The 17,484-nt window shown below is 41.4% G+C and carries 18 protein-coding genes; 4 read left to right on the forward strand and 14 right to left on the reverse strand.

What is annotated here, in order from left to right; all coding sequences use genetic code 11:
• Positions 1-25 precede the first annotated feature (25 nt).
• Positions 26-769 (forward strand): SRPBCC family protein, encoded by a 744-nt coding sequence (locus OQX62_RS15455; RefSeq protein WP_265832493.1) that lies wholly within the window; start codon positions 26-28, stop codon positions 767-769.
• Between the two features lie 148 nt (positions 770-917).
• On the opposite strand, the gene OQX62_RS15460 is transcribed toward OQX62_RS15455, so the two are convergent.
• The 4 genes from OQX62_RS15460 to OQX62_RS15475 all read right to left on the reverse strand — a co-directional run bounded on the left by OQX62_RS15460 (position 918) and on the right by OQX62_RS15475 (position 5,583).
• On the reverse strand, positions 918-2,483 hold the full coding sequence (locus OQX62_RS15460) for a M36 family metallopeptidase (RefSeq protein ID WP_265832494.1): 1,566 nt from the start codon (positions 2,481-2,483) through the stop codon (positions 918-920).
• Between the two features lie 24 nt (positions 2,484-2,507).
• On the reverse strand, positions 2,508-3,170 hold the full coding sequence (locus OQX62_RS15465; protein WP_265832496.1) for a TerD family protein: 663 nt from the start codon (positions 3,168-3,170) through the stop codon (positions 2,508-2,510).
• A 66-nt stretch (positions 3,171-3,236) separates the two neighbouring features.
• Positions 3,237-3,971, reverse strand: a complete 735-nt coding sequence (locus tag OQX62_RS15470; protein WP_265832497.1) for an EcsC family protein — start codon at positions 3,969-3,971, stop codon at positions 3,237-3,239.
• A gap of 67 nt (positions 3,972-4,038) precedes the next feature.
• A complete protein-coding gene (locus OQX62_RS15475) occupies positions 4,039-5,583 on the reverse strand; it encodes a SulP family inorganic anion transporter (RefSeq protein WP_265832498.1) in 1,545 nt (514 codons plus the stop codon).
• A gap of 291 nt (positions 5,584-5,874) precedes the next feature.
• Here OQX62_RS15475 and OQX62_RS15480 point away from each other — a divergent pair, with 291 nt between their 5' ends.
• Complete coding sequence (locus tag OQX62_RS15480) at positions 5,875-6,342, forward strand: hypothetical protein (protein ID WP_265832499.1); 468 nt, start codon at positions 5,875-5,877, stop codon at positions 6,340-6,342.
• A gap of 49 nt (positions 6,343-6,391) precedes the next feature.
• Here OQX62_RS15480 and OQX62_RS15485 read toward each other — a convergent pair whose 3' ends face one another.
• Both OQX62_RS15485 and OQX62_RS15490 read right to left on the reverse strand, forming a co-directional pair.
• Positions 6,392-7,306, reverse strand: a complete 915-nt coding sequence (locus tag OQX62_RS15485) for a SecDF P1 head subdomain-containing protein (protein ID WP_265832501.1) — start codon at positions 7,304-7,306, stop codon at positions 6,392-6,394.
• Between the two features lie 38 nt (positions 7,307-7,344).
• A complete protein-coding gene (locus tag OQX62_RS15490; protein ID WP_265832502.1) occupies positions 7,345-7,977 on the reverse strand; it encodes a LysE family translocator in 633 nt (210 codons plus the stop codon).
• A 32-nt stretch (positions 7,978-8,009) separates the two neighbouring features.
• Between OQX62_RS15490 and OQX62_RS15495 the strand changes: the two genes are divergently transcribed.
• On the forward strand, positions 8,010-8,237 hold the full coding sequence (locus OQX62_RS15495; RefSeq protein WP_265832503.1) for a hypothetical protein: 228 nt from the start codon (positions 8,010-8,012) through the stop codon (positions 8,235-8,237).
• Positions 8,238-8,369: 132 nt separating this feature from the next.
• Entirely contained in the window at positions 8,370-9,020 is a 651-nt protein-coding gene (locus OQX62_RS15500) for a hypothetical protein (protein WP_265832505.1), read from the forward strand.
• Position 9,021: 1 nt separating this feature from the next.
• On the opposite strand, the gene OQX62_RS15505 is transcribed toward OQX62_RS15500, so the two are convergent.
• The 8 genes from OQX62_RS15505 to OQX62_RS15540 are packed head-to-tail and all read right to left on the reverse strand — an operon-like array spanning position 9,022 to position 17,318.
• On the reverse strand, positions 9,022-9,807 hold the full coding sequence (locus OQX62_RS15505) for a tetratricopeptide repeat protein (protein WP_265832507.1): 786 nt from the start codon (positions 9,805-9,807) through the stop codon (positions 9,022-9,024).
• Positions 9,782-11,602 carry a BatD family protein gene (locus OQX62_RS15510; RefSeq protein ID WP_265832508.1) on the reverse strand — a complete coding sequence of 607 codons (1,821 nt, stop codon included), beginning with the start codon at positions 11,600-11,602 and terminating at the stop codon, positions 9,782-9,784. The genes OQX62_RS15505 and OQX62_RS15510 overlap by 26 nt, the downstream gene beginning before the upstream one ends.
• A gap of 7 nt (positions 11,603-11,609) precedes the next feature.
• Positions 11,610-12,353: a tetratricopeptide repeat protein gene (locus tag OQX62_RS15515; RefSeq protein WP_265832509.1), complete on the reverse strand. Its 744-nt coding sequence runs from the start codon at positions 12,351-12,353 to the stop codon at positions 11,610-11,612.
• A complete protein-coding gene (locus OQX62_RS15520) occupies positions 12,350-13,426 on the reverse strand; it encodes a vWA domain-containing protein (RefSeq protein ID WP_265832510.1) in 1,077 nt (358 codons plus the stop codon). Before OQX62_RS15520 ends, OQX62_RS15515 begins: the two co-directional genes overlap by 4 nt.
• 4 nt (positions 13,427-13,430) lie before the next feature.
• The gene (locus OQX62_RS15525; protein ID WP_265832511.1) at positions 13,431-14,429 is read right to left on the reverse strand and encodes a vWA domain-containing protein; all 999 of its coding nucleotides are present in this window, start codon (positions 14,427-14,429) and stop codon (positions 13,431-13,433) included.
• Entirely contained in the window at positions 14,422-15,435 is a 1,014-nt protein-coding gene (locus OQX62_RS15530; RefSeq protein ID WP_265832512.1) for a BatD family protein, read from the reverse strand. The genes OQX62_RS15525 and OQX62_RS15530 overlap by 8 nt, the downstream gene beginning before the upstream one ends.
• 8 nt (positions 15,436-15,443) lie before the next feature.
• Positions 15,444-16,328 (reverse strand): DUF58 domain-containing protein, encoded by an 885-nt coding sequence (locus OQX62_RS15535; RefSeq protein WP_265832513.1) that lies wholly within the window; start codon positions 16,326-16,328, stop codon positions 15,444-15,446.
• 30 nt (positions 16,329-16,358) lie between these two features.
• Positions 16,359-17,318, reverse strand: coding sequence for an AAA family ATPase (locus tag OQX62_RS15540; RefSeq protein ID WP_416276576.1), 960 nt, complete (start codon positions 17,316-17,318; stop codon positions 16,359-16,361).
• Positions 17,319-17,484: the final 166 nt, after the last annotated feature.

Genomic DNA, 17,484 nt, shown 5'->3' on the forward strand with positions numbered 1-17,484 from the left:
TGTTAAAATGGTCAAAATCTATACTATGAACAACGAATTAACAGATAAAATTTTTAGCGGAATTAAGTCGCTGAATTTAAACACTACAGGACAGGAAAACATAGACTCGGGAGAACGCGCAATTTCTATCGCAGCAGGATCTTATTTGTTATTCAAAGGATTAACAAATATAGTGAGTCATCCTTTTCTGGGCTTACAAGGCGCAGTTGCCGGAGGATACCTGATTTACCGTGGTGCCACAGGTGTATGCCCTATTTACCAGCAGCTTGGTAAAGATACTACTGATCCGGAAGCAATCAATATTACGGAAGTGATCGTCATCGATGCACCGAGAGAGAAAGTTTACGAATTCTGGAGAGACTTAGCAAACCTGCCTAAATTCATGACACACCTTAAAAGTGTGGAAGAAACAGGAGATGGCAGTTCACACTGGGTGGCAAATACGCCTGGTGGATTGATTGACCTGAACTGGAATGCAGAAATTACCAGGGAAGATGAAGGCAGTTATATTGGCTGGCAATCAGTAACCGGTTCAATGATTGACAATGCCGGTAAAGTTGAATTTAAAGATACCTTAAACGGAACGGGAACCGAATTGCATGTAGAAATTGATTATTTCCCTCCTGCAGGAAGTGTAGGAAGAGGAATTACTTCGCTGTTTAATGGCGTGTTTGAGCGGATGATCCGTTCTGATATTCAAAATTTTAAAACTTATGCTGAGGCAAAAGACTTTCAGGAGTATGCCGGACTGACTGACAATGTTTTATAACAGCTGTAAACAAGCGGAAAACAATTGAATTTAGAACCGAAAAACAAGGCCTGCCTGTCAAAGAACGGCAGGCCTTGTTTTTACTATACTGTGCGTCATCATAATATCTGGTATTGCTGTTTTAATTTTCACGGCAGGTATACGATAATCAAACATCATCAAATCTTGCACCTGCACGCTTATTTTTCCTTCCCGGATTAGGTAAAATACCCCGGTTAATGAAGATATTACTGATGATCGTTTGATGCTGACCCTGACTCAGATTACCATCAGCAGTTATCAGGGCATTGGCTGCATCCTGAAAGGCAGCCTTAGGATCGAGTAAAAAATGATGCGCCAGTATCAAACGGTCTGCCAATCGCTGTCCCATAGCAGAACGGATTTCCCACAGACAGGCAGACCAGATTTCGCCATCATTGTGTTCTTCTCCGGTCATGTCTTTAGGGTATTTCTTATTGCTATCCAAACGCCGCAGACAGGGTGGCTCAGCACCACTATAGGCCACAGCATCCCAGTTCCCGATGGTGGGTTTTAACAGTTCAGATTTTTTATCTGAAAAAAAGCTGGCAGCAAGATAATCACCAAAGCCCTCTCCCATTGCCCGGGTCTCTGTTCCGGAACCAAAGCCATTTACCTGGTTATCCTGGATAGCATGGCCGTATTCATGCAAAATAACCTCTGCGTCTTCGGCATCATCTATACCACCGGTGCCGAAAGTAAGCGATTGAGTTACCGGGCTATAAAAGGAATTATCATCTGTAGTACCATCGATATTCACTGCGATGGAATGATTAAGCACATTGTCAAATCCCAATTGCTGAATATAACGTTGGGCACTGTCTATATGAAAATAGACCATTACTTCTTTAAATGCGCGATCTGCCCTGCTAAAGTTAAATTTGAAATTCGTGCTTTTAAAACGTGACGCGGTGGTGCTCGTATTCACATAAGGGCCCTCCAGCATACCAGTATTGTTCAACTCCTTTAATACCACTTCTACATAAGCCTTTTCAGGAATTACTGAAGTATCTTCCAGCGTCGTATCATTTAATACCGCTACAGGATTAGGATCAAATACTCTTCCTGTGCCGTTAATATATTTGATCAGGTTAATTTTCTCTATGATCGCACCGGAAAGCACATCAAAATATATTTTCCATTCTGCGTCCGGATGGTATACTTTAATAATGACCTTCCATGCTAAAACCGGAATACCATGATGAGGATAATAAACTTGTTCGGTAGCGTAAATATCATCCTCTGTAGCCTGCGAAGGTTTAACTGCTTCAAGCGCAAGCAATCTCGCATCAGCTGCAGTCAGTTGCGGAACAGCAGCTGCAGATTCAGCCTTCATTACTTTTTGCACTTCAATCTCTTCCGTTTTCCCTAACAGGGATTCAGGTACCAGATCATTAAGGATATTATATACTTTTCCATCTTTGTCGATGTCTACCCTGATCCATGCACCGGAAATCGGTTTTCCCTGGTATTGCTGTTGATACAATACGTGATAACCCAGAATGCTTTCTTTCACCTGATCAAATTTAAGCTGTGAGAGATCCGGCTTGATCTGTAAATCTGCGGTTACCTTTAATAAGATATCATGGGCAATCTGCTGGGGTGGTTCATGGCTGGGTTCAGACTGAATATCATAAATACGGCGTGGCACATTGCGCTGAGGATTAATCTCGATTGCAGCTTTTAAGTCTTTCATAGGTAAGGTTTTAGACAATGTAATTTACAGATATTCACTGAGAATATCTACAAAATTATCTGTATTCCTTGGCTCACCTATCGCCCTGAATTCCCAGCTTCCCGCTCTTCTGCAGATTTCTGCAAAGATCATTGAATGGGTGTGGTTAAAGTCAGAATTACCAGAAAGACTAAACTTCGCTATTTCTGTTCCCCTGTTATCTACGGCACGGATAAAGGCGTTATCAACCATTCCAAAGTGCTGTTTTCTCTTTTCACCCTGATAAATTGCGACTATAAAAACTATCTTCTGATATTTGATATCCAGTTGATCAAGTTGCACAATAATCTGTTCATCATCCCCTTCACCCTCCCCGCTTCTGTTGTCACCAGTTAACCATACATGACCAGAAAAATGCTTTAATGCATTGAAAAATACAATATCACCACCCTCTAGTTGAGAAGGATTACCACCCATGGAAACTGCTTCGCCTTTATTGATGACCTTATCATTCGCATCAAGTAAAAATGCCACTGCGTCCAGATCATATTCTTCCGTTCTCCGCCCAAATAAACTCCCTAAAAAACTTTTGTTCTGCTCTTTAACATCCCAGCCCAATCCAATGGTAACCGTTGATAAATCATAATCTCCTCCCGCGTTATTCTTACGGAGGTCAATGGTCTGCCCTTTGTGTAGATTGATAGTCATAGATGATAGTTATTTTCGTAGAAATGATAAAAACAGCTAAAACAATATAACACTATTGCCGACCTCTTAGTTTGGCACCTGATGGTTTTTACTGGCTCTCATACGGTAGCAGTTCATTGCCGCTTCCCCCAAATTATCCAGCAACTGGTAATTTGCAACTGCGCCAACAGCTGCACCTATCACCGGTATCAATTGCGCCATTTTTGCAAGATCTATATAGTCTCTGTATTCCTGCTGAAAACTGCGCCAATCGAACTCATTTTCATCTGCCGGCAGCGTGCGGTATACTCCTTCCCAGTCAGCGATAGTTTTATAGACCTTATTGCGGTTCTGCTGACTCGAAAATGCGATCTGAAAAATATAAAGTATATAAATCCTTTCTTTATAATCTTTCACATCAAAGCCATACAGTGCCGCAATTTCAAAAAGCAATTTGAGCTTAATACCAATGAGCACCGGAAATTCAGCTAATCCCATCAGGAAGCCGCCAGCACCTGTGATCGCCCCTTCAATGCCTGCTGTTTTTTTATAAAATTCAATCTGCTGTTTAACATGTGCTTCCCGTAATTGCAGTGAGCCTTCCATCCTGGCTTCTTTTGTGGTATACCTGGCACCAAATAAAACTGTTTTAACCATTTTTTCTATGGTCACCGTAATCACCTGATGCACTTTCTCAGGAATAAAGTGATTAATTTTATGCTGTACCTTTTGAGAAAGCCTGTCGGTAAACGAAGGTTGCTGCTGCATTTTTAGCTGCCAGAATTGTAACTCAATGTAAGCCTGTTCTTCGTAAGGTGTCATTTCTTTAACATGTATAGATGAATATACATAAAGAAATGATGATCACCATAACGCGAACCCGCACAGATTAACTTTTACGATCCTCAGTGGCGACGTTGTAACTGGGATCTTCCAGAATATTTACCTCTATAACTTCTGCCGCATTGTTGAGTAACCTTCGGCAATCCGTGCTCAGATGTTTCAAAAGTAGCTTTTTGCCCGCATTTTTATAGCGCTCAGTGAGTTTATTGATTGCATCTATGGCCGACATGTCGGTTATTTTACTGTCTTTAAAATCAATCACCACTTGCGCCGGATCAGCATTTACATCGAACTTTTCGTTGAAGCCGGTTACAGAACCAAAAAACAGGGGTCCATAAATCTCATAATATTTCACACCATTTTCATCCAGATATTTTCTTGCCCTGATCCGTTTGGCACTTTCCCAGGCAAATACCAGTGCGGAGATGATCACGCCGGCAAGTACCGCCAATGCAAGATTGTGGAGCCATATGGTAATTACCGCAACAACGATCATCACAAAAATATCCTGCTTCGGCATTTTGTTAATGATTTTAAAACTCAGCCACTCGAATGTGCCAAAGGCAACCATAATCATCACCCCTGTTAAGGCAGCCATGGGCAACCTTCCAATAATTGGCGCACCGAATAAGATAATGAGCAGAATGGTAAGTGAGGCAATAATACCAGACAACCTGGCCCGGGATCCGGCAGAAAGATTGACCAAGGTCTGTGCGATCATGGGGCAACCGCCCATGCCATAGAAAAAGCCATTAAGAATATTTGCACTGCCCTGTGCAATACACTCCCTGTTACCATTCCCCCTGGTTCCTGTCATTTCATCTACCAGATTTAAAGTCAGCAATCCTTCTGTCAGCCCTACTCCGGCCATAATCAGCGCGTATGGAAATATAAGCTGTAAAGTATCAAAATTAAGGGGGATGCCAGGAATATGAAAGGGAGGAAAACCGCCACTTACAGAAGCAATATCGCTTACTGTTTTTGTATGGATACCAAATCCCAATACAAGGAGAAAGACAACTATAATAGCAACCAGAGAAGGAGGTACAGCTTTACTGATTTTAGGAAAAATATAAACGATAGCTATGGTTAAAGCCACAAGTCCGGCCATAATCATAAGTGGTTCTCCAGATAACCAGGTAACATTCCCATTTACAACCGTTTTGAACTGCTCCATCTGCGCCATGAAAATAATCACTGCCAAACCGTTCACGAAACCATACATTACGGGTTGAGGGACCAGACGGATAAATTTGCCTAGTTTGAAAAGGCCAATCACAATTTGTATCACTCCTGCCAAAGCAACTGCAGCAAATACGTATTCAATCCCATTGGATTTCATCAGGGCAATAACAACTACCACTACTGCACCAGCACCACCAGAAATCAAACCTGGCCTGCCACCGAAAATGGAAGTAACCAATCCCATCATAAAAGCAGCATACAATCCAACCAAAGGCGGGAAACCCGCTAAAATTGCGAATGAGAGTGACTCTGGCATCATGGTCATCGCCACAGTAAGCCCAGCCAAAATTTCAGTTTTATAATTAACTTTTTGCGAAAAGTCGAATAAACGAACACCTGAAAACATTGTAATTTTTTTAAATAATATGATAGAATATGACCAAAATATCTTGGATAAGAGGTGCAGTGATGGGATCAGTGCTTTGTCACGGGACTAAATGAAACTTTATCTCCTTTTCTCATTTCGATTGGCACAAAGCTACAAAATAATCGCCTCTTTTTATCAGATGATTGCTTGTCATAACCAATTTTCGACAGATTTCCGTCTAGGTATAAATGTTGAATGATTAAATAATTTTCTTATATTTAAAATAATACAATTAGTAAAATCAGCCTTAAACCATTAAAACCAAATATAATGAAATTCAAATTTTTATCTCTTTTAGCTGTAGCTTCTATCGCTACAGCATGTACCAACGATCCAACCGAAAAAAAGACAGCGCCGGATCAACTGATTGGCACCTGGACATTATTCTCTGCAACAACAGTAGAAAAAGGCAAAAGTACACATATTGATTTCACAAAAGATCAGCGCATGATCAAGATCATTAACGACTCCCATTTTGCATTCCTGAGACATGACCTTAAACTGAATAAGGAAGGAAATAATAATTTTGATGCAGGAGGAGGACGTTATACTCTGGTAGGTGATCAGTATACGGAGTTTCTTGATTATTATAAAGATAAAAACTGGGAAGGCAAGACGTTTAAGTTTACAATCAAAATCCAGAATGATACGTTGATTCAAACGGGAATAGAGAAAGTAGAGGCCGCAGGAGTTGACCGTACGATAACTGAAAGATATGTGAAGGAGAAAACTAATTAGTACTGTAGCACTTTTACTGCTTTCCAAAAAAATGAAATAAATCTCCCCTTTACTCTGTCTTATTGCTCAGCAGCGTAAGTTTACAGGGAAATGGGTAGCCAATTTGATTAATGATGGCTTTGGTCATAGCCGGATCATAGCCACTGTTAATCGTCAGTTTTCCACCATTAATCTCTCCTTGTATAATAGGAGCAACAAGAACCTGGTTACCGGTAACAACAGCCAGCATCTGCCGCAGATGTGTCCTGGTAAAAGCTGCAAATTTCACCGTACCGGATTGATTGAGTACGATCATCACACACTGCATCGGGTTGTCCTGACCTACGTTATGCTCCGGATCAGACCAGTGTTCTTCATACTGACTGACTTCCATAACTTCGTTGTTGGAAATGACAGGAGCAGCAGTATGCAGCAAATATAATTCAATGATATTTTCTTTACCCGGATGAAAATACCAATGGTGACCATTTGGTTGCCCTATTTGTTTCAGTATTTGGCTAACTGTGCCGGAATCTTTAGCGACAAATGTGGCCAGGTAAGTAGGACTTGTTACCTGCTCAGGAGGGAAATCGAGCAGACCGGCGGGCGACTTTTGTTTCATCTGCCTGATCATACGCAATGGGTCGGCATACCCTCCAAAAAAACCAAGATTTATAGTACGTGTAACTTGCCTGATGATTAAAGCCACGTCTGTGTTTGCGCTTAAGCTTAAGATCAATTGATGGTTGCTGATCTGTATATTCTGCAATGGCGACTGAAAAGGCGTCGTGAGATCTGCTGACAGGCGATGTGTAATCGCATTACGCATTCTTTGCAGAAAAAGGGAATCATCAGCAAGCGATCGTTCAGTGACAGCAAAGGTCAGCACAGTCTTTTTTTCAGGCGACTGCGCAAAAGAGGGTAAAGCAAATAAGCTCAGTAAAAATAATATGCCGGCAGACTGATTCAAGGCTGATAAATTCATATTTAAACATAAGCAATAAATCGCTAATCTGACCCCTCCTATCTTTTGGACAAAGCGATTTTTAGTCCCATTCCCACAAATGCAAGACCCGTAATCTTATTTAACCAGTTACCAGACTTAGGGTTCTCTTTAAAATAGGAAGAAAAATAAGAAGCAAATAAAGTAAGCAGCAAAAACCATAGTGAGCCGATCACTGCACAAGTGAGGCCTAATATAATAAAAGGCTTAGGGTCATTGATCAGTTCCGGTGCGATAAACTGCGGGAAGAACGCCAGAAAAAACAACGCTACTTTAGGGTTGAGGATATTGGTAAAAAAACCAGACACGAAATTCTGTCGGTTAGAGTCGCTGACCTTTTCCAGTTGTGTATCCACATCCAACAAGCTTTCTTTGGATAGCAGTTTTGAAACACCCAGATAAATCAGGTATGCAGCTCCCAGATACTTAATGACTGAAAATGCGATAACCGATTTCGCAATAATCAGTGATAATCCAAGCGCGGCAAACAGGGTATGTCCCAGAACACCAGTATTCAATCCCAACAATGAATATATACCTGCTTTTTTACCCTGAGCAATAGATTTATTCAGGATAAAGATAGTGTCAATCCCGGGTGTAATTATAAAAATGAAAGCGGTAATCACAAATGTCAGGTAGTTGATAATGCCCATATAATGGTAGAGTAATTGTTGTGCAGATAATTATGGCTAAAATTACTAATTTTACAGATAATTTTACAGTTCCTACCATGATCAGACTAAATAATGACACTCCGACAGATGTGCTGCAAAACGTAAAAGTGGGCACCATGGTTACTGACACATTCAGTAAAACAGGCATGGTGGAGTCGATGGAAACCCATGATGATGGTTATCACAAGATTTATACCTTCGAACTCGTGACAGGAAGAACAATCACGATTAAAAAATGAGTACAGCATCAAATCCAATTCAGCAGTAATACCTCTGAATTATTTTTTCATAAAATATACTAAACTAATATATGATGCTAATACTCCCATCGTATTAACATTTTATATTAAATTAGAAAAATTTTAAAATAAATGAAAGAAGATATAAAATTATATGCCCGTATATCTGGCAAATCATTTTTTAGGTGGCTCTTTATTGCAGTTAGCGGAATAGCCTTAACGATTGTTCTCTTTCTGGTTGTTTTGTTTCAAAATATCAGTACAACTGGTGAAGACGAGAGAAAAAAAACAGTTTTCATCATAGATCTCGCTATGGATAATACAGGTGCTTTTTTACTCCTGGCAGGTGCTCCAATATTTATTTTACTATACATTATCCTCGCTAATAAGATAGCGATCCACCATATGATCTTTCAGATCTGGAAAAACAAAGCTGTTCACTATGTTGAGCCGGCTCTGAAGAATATTGTTGAAAGGGCAACCAGTCAGCATAATGGTACGAAAAAAGTAGCCGACGGCGCGATGCTAAAAGCAAGATTATTACAGGAAAACAGGCAAGACAAGAGAACTTCACCGATAAATAAAAGAGTTATAGGCTACGGATTAAAAAAGATCCGCCTGGACGATATTGATTTTGCCAATGAAAAAGTGAGTCTGACCACTATCATATCCGACAAACTCAAAGCTTATATTTCCGCTACTGCAGAACCGGGATATCTATTAGTCTGGTTGCTGGCGGGGTTTCAGCTGATCTTATTTGCCTGCTCCCGGTATTTTTCTTAATCTAGATTTCTTTTAGGTCCTCTACCTTCATCCACCCCTCATTACCATTGTTCAGCGTAATCCTAATCCAGTCTTTTTTGATATCGATGATGCTCACCTTAGTACCGCTATGAATAATAAAAAGATTTCTTGCGTCGTCAGATGGTGCGCTCTTAACCGCAACAGGACTATTGAAGACTATCCCCTGCCTGTTATGCTCAAAATAACTGACCTGCCTGCCGGCGATAAATATAACAGCCAGCCCAGAGCACAGTAATACAACAGCGCTGTAAAAAGCTGCTTTCTTAAGCATTACCGCATGTGCGAAAAAGTAAGTGACCAACAATGCAGAACCAGCTAGAACAAGTACAATGCTCAAAATAGCAAAAGTATCCGCGGAGGCACTCAAATAAACAGCTTTCCACCAGCTGGTCAAAAACAATTCAGGGGCCTCATCTACTTTATCGCTGGTTTTTGAATTCGCGAGCCTGATGTTTGCATAGATATCATCATCATTCGGAGCAAGCTTCCTGGCTTTCTCATAATATAATAACGCAGAGGCGAGATCGCCGGTTTTATAACTTGCATTCCCTAAATTATAATATAATGCTGCAGAGGTGGTTCCGCCAGCGAGCACCTTCTTATAGTTATCCAGGGCGTGCTGGAATTGACCTTTTGCATAATAACTATTAGCTGCTGTATATAGTGCAGCTGACTGCTGACTACCAAATGATAACATTGGCAGCACCGTAAATAGAATCAGATATAAAATCCGCTTCGGGCTATTTAATTTCATCTTCAATTTCATTGATTATACCTTTTGCCTTTTCCAATACCTCCAGTTCTGAGAGTTGCGTTACGGGTGCATAACGTGCCATTTCACATAAATCCAGCGTCTCCAGCAATTTGGTGATAAGCTGATCACCGATTTCCCTGTCTTTAAGACCATCTACGATGCTCTCCTTGTTTAAATCGGCCACCGCCAAATTCAGCTTATCGCTCAAATATCCATACAGTCCCTTAAATATGGCTTCGTAAAATGCAGCAGTATTTTTTGCCGCCAGCTGTTTCTGCGCATTAGCAAGATGTCTGGCTGCAACTTTACCTGCCCTTCGGTTTTTTACCCGCACTACGTCGCTATTTATTTTTCTGTTACGGTTACGGAACCCAAAAGCAAGGGCACACAATACAGGTCCACTCAGCAGCAACAGCCAGTATCCCTGCGATCCATAAAAACGTTCACCAATTTTATTCAAACCAGCATTACCTGTTTTGATCGACCTGATATCCTTGTCCAGCTTTTTAATATCCTTTTGATCTGCATCAGAGAATGCGGTAACATTGTTTTCAACCAAACCTTTATTAACTTTTACTGCAAATGCTTTTGTTGCAATTGTCACGTATTTTTTAGTGCTGGTATCAAAATAAGAAAACTCCAATGGATCAATAGTATAATTTCCCTGGCGACGTGGAATCAAAAGATAGCTGTAAGTTCTGTTCCCACGCACACCATTCGCTTCTTCTTTAATGGTATCGGTTACTTTGGGATCATACTTTTCAAAATCAGCCGGCAGGTTAACGTTAAGCGCGTTAATCAGCTTGATATTACCGGAACCGGTTAACTTCACACTGTAATTAAGGGTTTCATTAGCCTTCAGCTCTTTTTTATCCAGTCGGGCCTGAATCGAGAACTTTCCTACAGCACCACTAAATCCTGCTGGTTTGCCTGCTTCCGGCAGAGGTTTCACATGCACCACAACAGGAATACTTTTTACAGCATATTTTACATCCTTATAGGATCCGAAAAACTGTTCCATGATATCTCTTGCCGGTGCTGCTACCCGCACAATAAAAGTCATTTCAAATGGATTAATCTTGATATCTCCCGAATGTTCTGCAAACAGGATCATCTGTTTCACATCAGCCACATTATACTTCAGTCCTTTATAGGTTTCTGTGCGCCACTGCACCTGCTGAGGCTGATTTTTAACATCCTCAGTCCAGAAACCATTCAGATCCGGCAGTTTGTCTACCCTGCTGTCAACAATCCCGGCCCGGGTATATAGTTTATAGCTCAGCAGAATTTGTTCTCCCTGATACACATTAGTTTTATTCACCTCTGCCCTGAGCAACAAAGCTTTGGAAAGATCCTCCGCATTGTCCTGAATCATTTCTTCCTGACGTTGCTGCTGTTGCTGACTGTTCTGCTGCATAGGCTGCCCCTTACTCACCCTGATCCTGATCGGGTTCGTGTTCAGTCTGCGTTCATCAACCATAATAAAAGCAGAGCCAATAGTTAATATCCCCTCTTTCACCGCAACAAGGTCGTAGCTGTAAGAATTACTTACAGTTGTATTGCCATTAATGGATGTAATGCTGGAAGATACATTCGGCCCGGATAAGATCTGAAAGCCAGTAAAATCGGGCGGTGTAAACCGACTCCCATTGCCATTAATCGCAAAAGTAACACGAAATGGCTCACCTGTAGCCACGTCATTCCCACTCACGGAAGCATTAAACTGTACACGCTGAGCCGACAATGCACCGGAACATAACAGTAAAACCATGATCAGCAAATAGCTGACCTTTATTCTCTTAAACATTTTCTGTTTACCAATCTTTTGAGACACGTACTTTCGCTCCTTTAAATTTCTTATTTTTCAATTTATCCTGAGTTTGCTTCTCCTGGTTATTCAGGGCATCGAGCATTCTCTGGGCATCATCTTTTGACAACTGACCAGGCTGAGGTTTCGGTTCACCCTGCTGGTCTTTTTTATCCTGGTTTTGCTTATCCTGGTCTTTTTTATCTTTATTGGGATCCTTGTTCGGGTCTTTCTTTGGATCCTTATTTTTGTCCTGATCTTTTTTATCTTTATTCTGCTGATCCTTATTGTTCTTTTGGTTTTGCTTATTCTGCTGCTGCTGTTTTTTCAGCATCTCCTGGGCATAAGCAAGATTATACCGCGTTTCATCATCTTTAGGGTTGTTCAGCAACGCTTTTTTATAAGCAGAAATACCTTCTTCCAGCTTTTTGTTCTCTACAAAAGAGTTACCCAAATTATGGTAAGCCTGTGCAGCCAGAGCCTTATTCTGAGGTGAAGCACCTGCCAGATTAGAAAACTGCTCTCCAGCCTCTGCAAATTTCTTCTGCTTATACAAGGCATCACCAAGGTTAAAATTCCCTTCAACAGGTTTGCTTTTTTTGCCTACCGACTTCCGGTAACTGGCTTCTGCCTCCTTGTATTTTTTCTGCTGGTACAGCTCGTTTCCCTTTTTTATATAACGTTTTCCCTCTTGTGCAAAAAGAACGGATGCTGACAATAAAAACAAAAATATAATGATTAACTGCTTCATTTTTTCTTAATTGGTGTTGGGTTTAAATTGGCGGCAGGAGATTTCACTTCAAACAGATTCACATGGCTGAACCTTAAACTTTTACGCGTTGAAATCAGGAATTCGGCCAGCAAAAACAAGAGCGACAGACCCAGGAATACCTGAAAACGGTCCTCGTAATCTTTATAGTTCTTTGAACCGACAGTCTTCCGCTGTACTTTGGCAATCTGATCCATTACGATACTCAGGCCACTGTTCGTATTGGTAGCCCTTACATAAGCACCATGACCGCCTGCAGCTACTTCCTTACACATCTCTTCATTCAATTTACTCACTACATTTTTGCCAACACTGTCCGTATGAAAGCCGGAAATCTTTCCATTCTGATAAATCGGTACGGGAGCACCTTCAATAGAACCGATTCCGATTACATTTACCGTTACATCCTTGTCCACCGCATCTTTAGCTGCCGCAACAGCATCATCCTCATGATTCTCTCCGTCAGTGATGACGATCATTGATTTCCCTGTACCGTTTTTGAAGTCGAACGACTGCATGCCCAGCTCAATAGCAGCACCAATTGCCGTACCCTGCGTGGGCATCATGTCCGGATTAATCGTATTTAAAAATAGTTTAGCGGCCGAATAGTCAGTCGTAACCGGTAACTGTACATAAGCTTCACCAGCAAAAACGATGATTCCTATCCGGTCACTGTGCAGGTTATCAATCAGCTGGGCGATAGCACGTTTTGCATTTTCCAGACGACTGGGTGCAATATCTTGCGCAAGCATACTGTTAGAAACATCCAGCAGAATCATGATGTCTGCACTTTTCTGCTTTACTTCCTCCATCTTTGAACCCAGCTGCGGATCAGCAATGCCCACGATTAAAAATGTATAGGCCAGTAGAAATAAAATAAACTTCAGCCATGGTCTGAAAGTAGAAACACGGGGAATCATCATTTGTACCACCTTATGATCTCCCAGTCTTGCGATAGCCCTGTTTTTCCAGCGTTTAACCAGCAGGAATAATACTATAAATAATGGAATTGCTGCCAATCCCCACAAAAAGTCAATATGTGCAAAATGTAGCATCTGATTAAGTTAAAGCTCCTTTAAGCAAGGTGTTTTTTAATATGAATTCTGATAACAGGAAGAATAAAGCAATGATGGCGAAAGGCAAAAAACATTCTGTTTTTTTATGGTATTGTGTCACATCAATTTTTGCCTTCTCCAGTTTATCTATCTGCTCGTAAATACTTTTCAATTTTTCATTGTCAGTCGCCCTGAAATACTTGCCGCCAGTGATGCTGGCTATTTTATTCAAGGTAACCTCATCCACATCCACCGGCATCTTCTGGTACTGTATACCCATAGGCGTTTGCACCGGATACGGCGCGAGGCCTTTGGTTCCGATTCCAACAGTATACACCCTGATATTGAATTGTTTGGCAATTTCCGCAGCCGTAACAGGTGGTATAGAACCGCCATTATTCGAGCCATCAGTCAGCAAAATCACTACTTTACTTTTTGCTTCGCTGCCCTTTAACCGGTTTACCGCCGTAGCCAATCCCATTCCTATAGCCGTACCATCGTCCACCATTCCATTTTTTATGGCGGCGAACAAATTGATCAGTACATCATGGTCAATCGTTAAGGGACACTGTGTAAAGCTCTCACCACTAAAAATCACCAGTCCGATCCTGTCGTCCGGCCGCGCTTTAATAAAATCAATCGCTATATTTTTTCCTGCTTCCAGCCTGTTGGGCTTAAAATCTTCCGCCAGCATACTCCCGGAAATATCAGATGCGATCACAATGTCGATCCCTTCAGTAGTGCTGTTTTGCCAGCTGAAAGCAGATTGTGGTCGCGCTAAAGCTACTATTAATGCAATCAACGCCAGACATCTCAATACAATTCCCGAATGGCGTAACCGTGGCACTAGACTATTTCGCGCGACTGCAAAACCTTTAACTGCCGAAACGCTCAGACTGCCCTGCATTTTTTCTGCTCTCCAAATGTAAAAGGCAACCATTGCAGGGATGAGCAGCAGTAACCAGAAGAACACCGGATTTGCGAATTCTATTCCTTTAAGCATTTCCACCTTGGTCTCCTCCTTCTATATTGCCGGCAGTATCATCTTCCGCTGTTTTTTGTGCGGCCTGAATCTCATTCTGCTCTTTTGTTTTCAGAATAAATGCAATTGCATTCTCCATCTGCTGTTCATTTTCTGTCGCTACGGGTTTTTCCTTCGCAAACTTCACCAGATCGGACGTAATCAGTAACTGGTGCAGCATATTTTTTTGTTCCGGCTGAATATCCAGGTGTTTTATACCCGTAATAATCTCTTCAGTAGTTTTTTCCTGTGTTTTAATCCTGTATCGCTGCTCCAGGTAGTCGCGCATCACATCACTGAGTTCGCTATAATATAACTTCACCTCGTCCCTTTGCCACAGCTTTTTATCCCGGAGTTCGTTTAATCTGTTTAAGGCAATCGTATGTACGGGCAATGGTGGCGCCGCTGGCTGGATGACTTCGACAGTCTTTGGCCGTTTTTTGAAGTACCAGATGGCTAAACCAATTACTACAACAACAGCTAAAGCTGCTGCAACACCCTGCCAGTTATCTTTTAGCCAATCCATAAAAGTGTAGGAAACTGCCAGTGGCTGCTTGATGTCGTAGATAGCTTTGGTGGTATCCACTTTCACAGATTGTACATCCAGCGTTAGTGCATTGGACTGAATAGTGCCCGACTGCGCTGTAAATGTGAAGGCAGGTATAGGATACACACCTGCATCGAAAGCAGTAAGCACTATACTTTGTGTTACCGTGATCTTTCCCGCATGAGCCGGATCTGTGAGCGTATCCTGTTTGCCTGTACTCACTACCTGAATTTTCCCTATACTGTCTGTTAAAACCGGGAATTTCACTTGTTCTTTAACATCCTGTACCACCGACAGGTGCAATTGAATCTGATCACCAATACGGACAGTGGTTTGTTCTAATTTAGCTACCGCCTGAATATCCTGCGCCATTGCTTTAAAACTAAAACAGGATGACAACGATAGGAAAACCAGGATGTAATGTATAAATTTCTTTGTCATAAAATCAATTAACGCTTGCGTCCCCGCTGTTTAAATAATGTTCTGAGCGGTGTAATATAAGATTCATGGGTACCTATAGCCGTAAAATCGACACCAGATTTTTTAAATACATCTTTTAATAATGCATTTCTCTTCAAGCCATCAGCTTTGAACGCCTCGCGTATTTTTTTATCACTGGTATTTACCCATAATAACTCGCCTGTCTCTTCATCCTTCATCGGAATCAATCCCAGATCTGGGAATTCCTCTTCATGTTTGTCATAAAGTCTTAAAGCAATAATATCATGTTTTTTATTTGCCAGTTTCAGCTGATGTTCAAATTCGGGACTCATAAAATCGGACAGGATGAAGGCCGTACACTTCTTCTTTATTGCACTCGTGAAATACCGCAGTGCTTCAGCTACATCAGTACCGGTATGCTGAGGTTTAAAGTCGATCAGCTCCCTGATAATCATTAAAATATGGCTTCTCCCCTTTTTGGGCGGGATAAACTTTTCCATTTTATCACTAAAAAAGATAACTCCCACCTTGTCATTGTTTTGAATCGCAGAAAAAGCGAGTACGGCACAAAGTTCAGTCGCCAGATCCTGCTTCTGCTGGTTCAGCGTCCCGAAGTTCTCCGAACCGCTCACATCCATCAGGATCATGACCGTCAGCTCCCGCTCTTCGTCAAAAACCTTCACATAAGGGTGATTAAAACGTGCGGTTACATTCCAGTCTATCGTTCTGATTTCATCACCTGGCTGGTATTCACGCACTTCATTAAAGGCCATCCCCCTACCCTTAAAAGCAGAATGGTATTCACCGGAAAACAGGTGATTACTTAGCCCCTTTGTTTTAATCTCGATTTTTCTTACTTTTTTAAGCAGCTCTTTTGTGTCTCTCGCCATCATTTACAAGATTATATATTTACAGGATACAGGTTATGGTACCTCAATCGCGTTCAATATCCCGGTAATGATATCTTCAGTAGTCATATTTTCCGCTTCTGCTTCATAGGTTAAGCCTATACGATGTCTTAAAACATCATGACAGATGGCACGTACATCTTCAGGTATTACATATCCCCTGCGTTTAATAAACGCATAGGCTTTTGCTGCCAGTGCCAGGTTGATGCTTGCTCTTGGCGACGCCCCAAAACTGATCAGGTTTTTATAATTTTCCAGTTTGTACTGATCCGGGAAACGTGTAGCAAAAACGATATCGATAATATACTGTTCGATTTTCTCGTCCATATACACTTCCTTCACCGCTTTACGGGCCCTGATAATATCATCAGGATGTACCACAGCATTAGGCTTTAACATACCTTGCGGGGCAATATTCGCTCTTACAATTCTTTTCTCATCCTCTTTTGTAGGATAACCGATCACCACTTTCAACATGAAACGATCTACCTGTGCTTCAGGTAAAGGATAGGTTCCTTCCTGTTCAATCGGGTTTTGCGTAGCCAGTACCAAAAATGGATTAGGCAGCGGAAATGTGTTATCCCCAATAGTCACCTGTCTTTCCTGCATCGCCTCCAGCAAAGCACTCTGTACTTTAGCCGGTGCCCTGTTGATCTCATCGGCTAATATAAAATTGGAAAAAAGAGGTCCTTTTCTAACGATAAACTCCTCCTTCTTCTGATTGTAAATCATTGTGCCCAGTAAATCTGCCGGCAGCAGATCTGGTGTAAATTGAATACGGCTAAAATCTGCCTGAATAGCTTTTGACAGTGTATTTATGGCCAAGGTTTTAGCTAAACCCGGTACCCCTTCCAGTAGTATATGTCCATCTGCAAGCAGACCGATCAGGAGGCGTTCAACCATATATTTCTGGCCTACAATCACTTTATCCATCTCCAGTTTCAGGATGTCGATAAAGGCACTTTCCCGTTGTATCATTTCATTAATGGCCCTTATATCCGTTGAATACGAATTAGCAGTCGTTACACCAGACGAAAGATGCTCATTATCACTTTTCAATTCTTCCATTAAATCCTATATTTTTTTGTTAAGCAAACTTAAACAGTTGATCTGTCTCTTACCAGAGAAATATAGGTTATAA

The organism is Pedobacter sp. MR2016-24 (genome assembly GCF_026239655.1).
In the GTDB taxonomy this organism is placed as follows: Bacteria; Bacteroidota; Bacteroidia; order Sphingobacteriales; family Sphingobacteriaceae; genus Pedobacter.

Excerpts from the sequence above, each read along its gene's own strand:
- OQX62_RS15455 (WP_265832493.1), top strand. The coding sequence starts at position 26 with ATGAACAACGAATTAACAGATAAAATTTTTAGCGGAATTAAGTCGCTG.
- OQX62_RS15460 (WP_265832494.1), bottom strand. The coding sequence starts at position 2,483 with ATGAAAGACTTAAAAGCTGCAATCGAGATTAATCCTCAGCGCAATGTG.
- OQX62_RS15465 (WP_265832496.1), bottom strand. The coding sequence starts at position 3,170 with ATGACTATCAATCTACACAAAGGGCAGACCATTGACCTCCGTAAGAAT.
- OQX62_RS15470 (WP_265832497.1), bottom strand. The coding sequence starts at position 3,971 with ATGACACCTTACGAAGAACAGGCTTACATTGAGTTACAATTCTGGCAG.
- OQX62_RS15475 (WP_265832498.1), bottom strand. The coding sequence starts at position 5,583 with ATGTTTTCAGGTGTTCGTTTATTCGACTTTTCGCAAAAAGTTAATTAT.
- OQX62_RS15480 (WP_265832499.1), top strand. The coding sequence starts at position 5,875 with ATGAAATTCAAATTTTTATCTCTTTTAGCTGTAGCTTCTATCGCTACA.
- OQX62_RS15485 (WP_265832501.1), bottom strand. The coding sequence starts at position 7,306 with ATGAATTTATCAGCCTTGAATCAGTCTGCCGGCATATTATTTTTACTG.
- OQX62_RS15490 (WP_265832502.1), bottom strand. The coding sequence starts at position 7,977 with ATGGGCATTATCAACTACCTGACATTTGTGATTACCGCTTTCATTTTT.
- OQX62_RS15495 (WP_265832503.1), top strand. The coding sequence starts at position 8,010 with ATGGCTAAAATTACTAATTTTACAGATAATTTTACAGTTCCTACCATG.
- OQX62_RS15500 (WP_265832505.1), top strand. The coding sequence starts at position 8,370 with ATGAAAGAAGATATAAAATTATATGCCCGTATATCTGGCAAATCATTT.
- OQX62_RS15505 (WP_265832507.1), bottom strand. The coding sequence starts at position 9,807 with ATGAAATTGAAGATGAAATTAAATAGCCCGAAGCGGATTTTATATCTG.
- OQX62_RS15510 (WP_265832508.1), bottom strand. The coding sequence starts at position 11,602 with ATGTTTAAGAGAATAAAGGTCAGCTATTTGCTGATCATGGTTTTACTG.
- OQX62_RS15515 (WP_265832509.1), bottom strand. The coding sequence starts at position 12,353 with ATGAAGCAGTTAATCATTATATTTTTGTTTTTATTGTCAGCATCCGTT.
- OQX62_RS15520 (WP_265832510.1), bottom strand. The coding sequence starts at position 13,426 with ATGCTACATTTTGCACATATTGACTTTTTGTGGGGATTGGCAGCAATT.
- OQX62_RS15525 (WP_265832511.1), bottom strand. The coding sequence starts at position 14,429 with ATGCTTAAAGGAATAGAATTCGCAAATCCGGTGTTCTTCTGGTTACTG.
- OQX62_RS15530 (WP_265832512.1), bottom strand. The coding sequence starts at position 15,435 with ATGACAAAGAAATTTATACATTACATCCTGGTTTTCCTATCGTTGTCA.
- OQX62_RS15535 (WP_265832513.1), bottom strand. The coding sequence starts at position 16,328 with ATGATGGCGAGAGACACAAAAGAGCTGCTTAAAAAAGTAAGAAAAATC.